Origin of the sequence: Yoonia sp. (assembly GCF_042093035.1) — a bacterium.
Taxonomy (GTDB): domain Bacteria; phylum Pseudomonadota; class Alphaproteobacteria; order Rhodobacterales; family Rhodobacteraceae; genus Yoonia.
Genome location: NZ_JBELFI010000147.1, coordinates 1 through 4,896, shown reverse-complemented (window position 1 = coordinate 4,896; position 4,896 = coordinate 1). Strand labels below are relative to the sequence as shown.

At 55.0% G+C, this 4,896-nt stretch carries 4 protein-coding genes and 1 pseudogene; all 5 read left to right on the top strand.

Features of this window, described 5'->3' with window-relative positions; all coding sequences use genetic code 11:
• On the top strand, positions 1 to 271 hold a 271-nt coding region (locus ACFDSS_RS13435), incomplete at its 5' end, for an S-adenosylmethionine:tRNA ribosyltransferase-isomerase (protein WP_375256238.1).
• 101 nt (positions 272 to 372) lie between these two features.
• Complete coding sequence (locus ACFDSS_RS13430; protein ID WP_375256237.1) at positions 373 to 1,638, top strand: MFS transporter; 1,266 nt, start codon at positions 373 to 375, stop codon at positions 1,636 to 1,638.
• A 125-nt stretch (positions 1,639 to 1,763) separates the two neighbouring features.
• Entirely contained in the window at positions 1,764 to 2,345 is a 582-nt protein-coding gene (locus ACFDSS_RS13425; protein WP_375256236.1) for a DUF924 family protein, read from the top strand.
• Between the two features lie 104 nt (positions 2,346 to 2,449).
• Positions 2,450 to 3,844 carry a dihydrolipoyl dehydrogenase gene (gene lpdA / locus ACFDSS_RS13420; protein WP_375256235.1) on the top strand — a complete coding sequence of 465 codons (1,395 nt, stop codon included), beginning with the start codon at positions 2,450 to 2,452 and terminating at the stop codon, positions 3,842 to 3,844.
• A 159-nt stretch (positions 3,845 to 4,003) separates the two neighbouring features.
• Positions 4,004 to 4,896, top strand: a pseudogene (locus tag ACFDSS_RS13415) (excinuclease ABC subunit A); the annotation flags it as partial.

The following is a 4,896-nucleotide window of genomic DNA, read 5'->3' as shown; positions in this document are numbered from 1 at the left end:
CGGCACGACTGCGCTGCGACTGATCGAAAGTGCGGCGCGCGATGGGCAGATGCAGCCCCGGACAGGCCCCACGGATATCTTCATCACGCCGGGTTTCAGGTTTCAGATAGCCGATGGTTTGATGACCAATTTTCATTTGCCAAAATCGACATTGATGATGCTGGTATCCGCACTGATGGGGGTGGATGAAATCCGCGCGATCTATGACCATGCGATCATGGAAAAATACCGCTTTTTCTCATACGGAGACAGCTCGCTTCTGTTGCCTTAACCGCGCGGCGTGAACAGACGCGACGAGGTCGTTTATGGGTGATGTAATGCGGTGAGAATCGTGTGATAGGGCGGTTCTGTTCTGCCGAAAGGGCACACGTCATGCTACAGGTTTTCACCAACTCTTGGGCTTTGTTTGTCGGGATGTTCATGCTGATGGTCGGCAACGGCCTGCAGGGGACCCTGCTTGGCCTGCGCGGCGAAGTCGAAGGCTTCAGCACGCTCTCACTCTCCATCGTGATGTCGGCGTATTTTCTGGGGTTTCTGTTTAGTTCGCGCTACACACCGCAGTTGATCCGGCGCGTCGGACATGTGCGCGTTTTTGCGGCGCTGGGGTCGATGGTGTCGGCTGTTTTGATTTCGTACCCCGTTTTGGTCGATCCCTGGGCGTGGTCCGTTGGTCGTGTGATTATCGGATTTTGCTTTTGCGGCCTGTATATCACTGCTGAAAGCTGGCTGAACGATGCTTCAAGCAATGAAAACCGGGGCAAATCCCTGTCGCTTTATATGATCGTGCAGATGGCGGGGATCGTGTTCGCCCAATGGATTGTGACAACAGGCGATATTTCCGGCTACGTCCTGTTCATTATTCCTTCGATCTTGGTTTCCCTGGCCTTTGCGCCCGTGCTGCTGTCGGTTAAACCGATGCCCGCATTCGAGGCAACCAAGCCAATGAAGATCAGGGACCTGATAGAGGCTTCCCCTCTGGCTTGCGTCGGCATGTTCATGCTGGGCGGGGTGTTTTCGGCACAATTCGGCATGTCGGCGGTCTATGGCAGCCGCGTCGGGCTGAGCGTTGCGGAAGTCTCTTTCTTTGTGTCTTCGATTTATATCTCGGCGCTGGTGCTGCAATATCCGATTGGCTGGATCTCGGACCGGATGGATCGTCGGGTCTTGATTATCTGGGTGTCGTTGTTGGGGGCGGCAGGATCAATGATCGCCTTTCTTCTGCCCGGTTCATTCGTGTTGATTGTCGTTAGTGGCGCGATTGTTGGCGGCACCTCCAACCCGCTTTATGCGCTGCTGATCGCCTATGCGAACGACTATTTGGAGCGAGAAGATATGGCGGCTGCCTCTGCTGGATTGTTGTTTATCAACGGTGTGGGCGCGATTATGGGGCCGCTGACGGTTGGTTTGATGATGGATGTGATCGGAAACAACGGGTTTTGGCTTTTCACGGGTCTGCTGATGTTCGCAGTGGGTGCCTGGGGCATCTACCGTTCCACGCAACGCAGCCGAAGTGATCTGGATATCGAAGAGCAGGTTCCGTATGCGCTGGTCTCTGCGGCCTCTACCTCTGTTGCGGCGGAACTGGCGCAAGAGGCCTATACCTATGAAGAGGAGCAACTGACAAATGACCCGAGCTAGGCAGTCACGATAGATGTCACTGCGAAACCTCATGTGAGTGCTGCGGCGAAACTAAGCCCTTGTCAGAAAGTCTTTTCTCTGGTTCGAATTGTGACAGTAACGTAACACGCGAAGGGAACGGTTCCGTGGCAACCCCCGAAGAGGTGCTGGCCTTTTGGCTGGATGAATGTTCACCCGCAGACTGGTATCGGTCTGATCCGGCATTTGATGCAGAAATTCGCGAGAAATTTCTTGATACATGGCAGGAAGCGACCGACGGGGCACTTGGGCTGTGGCTGACGTATCCTTCAGGCACATTGGCCTACATCATTCTGACAGATCAGTTTCCCCGCAACATGTTTCGCGATCAAGCGGGTGCCTTTGCAACGGATGATCTGGCGCTGGCGGCTGCCAAAATGGCGATTGACCGCAATTGGGACCAAAAAATAGATGAGCCGGCGCGACAGTTCTTTTACCTGCCGTTGATGCATTCGGAAAACCTTTGCAATCAGGATCGCGCCGTGCGGTTAATCCATTCAAGGATGCCTGAGACCGGATTGAACAACCAGGACCATGCCTGCGCACATCGTGCGGTGATCCGTGATTTTGGCCGTTTTCCTTATCGCAATGAAGCTCTGGGCCGCAAAACAACAGCATCCGAACAGGCGTTTTTGGATGCCGGGGGCTACGGTGCGGCAATTCGCGCGCAGCAGTCTGCCGCAAAATAGGCGCTCATGCAGCGGGTGGGTAGCAGATATGACTCGAGGTCACTCGCGCCGGTGCGGAAAGTAGTTTAGTGTTCAACTAAATTTGGAACTGGAGGGCTGAACTTATGGCTGCGCAAAACTTTGACCTTATCGTAATTGGTGCCGGACCGGGTGGCTATGTGGCTGCGATCCGAGGCGCACAGTTGGGCATGAAGGTGGCCATTGTTGAACGCGAACACCTGGGCGGAATTTGCCTGAACTGGGGATGTATCCCGACAAAGGCGATGCTGCGCTCCTCTGAGGTTTTCCATCTGATGCACCGGGCGAAGGAATTCGGTCTGAAGGCCACTGGCGTTGATTATGATCTTGATGCTGTTGTCAAACGCAGCCGTGGCGTTGCCGGGCAATTGTCCGGTGGTATCGGCCATTTGATGAAGAAAAACAAAGTGACCGTCTTTATGGGTGAGGCAACGATCCCGGCCAAGGGCAAGGTCTCTGTCAAAGGCGAAAAGGGCAATGATGAGCTGACGGCCAAAAACATCGTGTTGGCCACCGGCGCACGGGCGCGTGAGCTGCCGGGTCTTGAGGCGGATGGTGATCTGGTCTGGACCTATAAGCACGCATTGCAGCCAAAACAGATGCCCAAGAAACTGTTGGTGATTGGCTCCGGTGCGATTGGCATCGAATTTGCCAGCTTCTACAACACGCTGGGCGCCGACACGACCGTGGTAGAGGTCATGGACCGTGTCTTGCCCGTTGAAGACGCGGAGATTTCCGCATTTGCGAAAAAGCAATTCGTCAAGCAGGGCATGAAGATCATGGAAAAAGCCATGGTCAAGCAGCTTGATCGCGGCAAAGGCAAGGTCACGGCCCATATCGAGGCTGGCGGAAAGATCGAGAAGCAAGAGTTCGACACTGTTATCTCAGCGGTGGGTATCGTGGGCAATGTTGAAGGGCTGGGTCTGGAAGAATTGGGCGTCAAGATTGATCGCACCCATGTTGTGACGGATGAATTCTGCCGCACTGGTGTTGAGGGTCTTTATGCCATCGGTGACATCGCGGGCGCGCCGTGGCTCGCGCATAAGGCCAGCCACGAGGGCGTGATGGTTGCCGATCTGATCGCGGGCAAACATGCCCATCCGGTCAAGCCGGAAAGCATTGCAGGCTGCACCTATTGCCATCCGCAAGTCGCCTCTGTCGGGTATACCGAAGCGAAGGCGAAGGAACTTGGCTATGATATCAAGGTTGGCCGTTTCCCCTTTATTGGCAATGGCAAGGCAATCGCGCTGGGGGAGCCTGAGGGCATGATAAAGACAGTCTTTGATGCCAAAACAGGTGAGCTTCTGGGCGCCCATATGGTAGGTGCAGAAGTCACCGAGTTGATCCAGGGCTATGTCGTCGGTCGCCAGCTAGAGACCACAGAAGAGGACTTGATGAACACGGTCTTCCCGCACCCTACATTGTCGGAGATGATGCACGAGAGCGTGCTCGACGCTTATGACCGCGTCATCCACATGTAGGATTGGTGAAATCCCAACAATCATTGCAGGCCCGCCAATTGGTGGGCCTCTGCTTTTGGCGGTGCGAATTTATTTCCAAATGTTCCGTTAATGTTCTATCAACCCATTGGACCCTCGACTGCGGTGGCTTATGTCGTGTCGCAGACCAAAGGATAAGAAATGGCTGAGCTGAAGAACATCGAAGTACGCGGCGCGCGTGAGCATAACCTGAAGAATATCGATGTTGATATTCCGCGCGACCAATTGGTTGTGATTACGGGGCTTTCAGGCTCCGGCAAGTCCTCGCTCGCGTTTGATACGATCTATGCCGAAGGGCAGCGCCGCTATGTGGAATCGCTGTCGGCCTATGCGCGTCAGTTTCTTGACATGATGGAAAAGCCGGATGTGGATCACATCTCCGGTCTGTCGCCTGCGATTTCGATTGAGCAAAAGACCACTTCGAAGAACCCCCGCTCGACCGTCGGCACGATCACGGAGATTTACGACTACCTGCGCCTGCTCTTTGCGCGCGCCGGAACACCATATAGCCCTGCAACCGGTCTGCCGATTGAAGCGCAGCAGGTGCAGGACATGGTGGACCGTGTCATGGCACTGCACGAGGGTACACGCGGTTATCTGCTGGCCCCGATCGTTCGTGACCGCAAAGGCGAATACCGCAAGGAATTTCTGGAGTTGCGCAAGCAGGGTTTTCAGCGGGTCAAAGTGGATGGCCAGTTTTATGAACTGGATGAACCGCCCACGTTGGACAAGAAATTTCGCCATGACATTGACGTGGTCGTTGACCGGATTGTTGTCCGCGGAGGACTTGAAACGCGGCTCGCCGACAGCTTCCGCACCGCGCTTGATCTGGCCGATGGTATCACCGTGCTTGAAACTGCGCCCAGAGAGGGCGAACCGGAGCGGATCACCTTTTCGGAAAACTTCGCCTGTCCAGTGTCAGGCTTTACGATACCAGAGATTGAACCGCGCCTATTCTCATTCAACGCGCCCTTCGGGGCCTGCCCGAGCTGCGACGGCCTTGGGGTGGAGTTGTTCTTTGACGCGCAACTGGT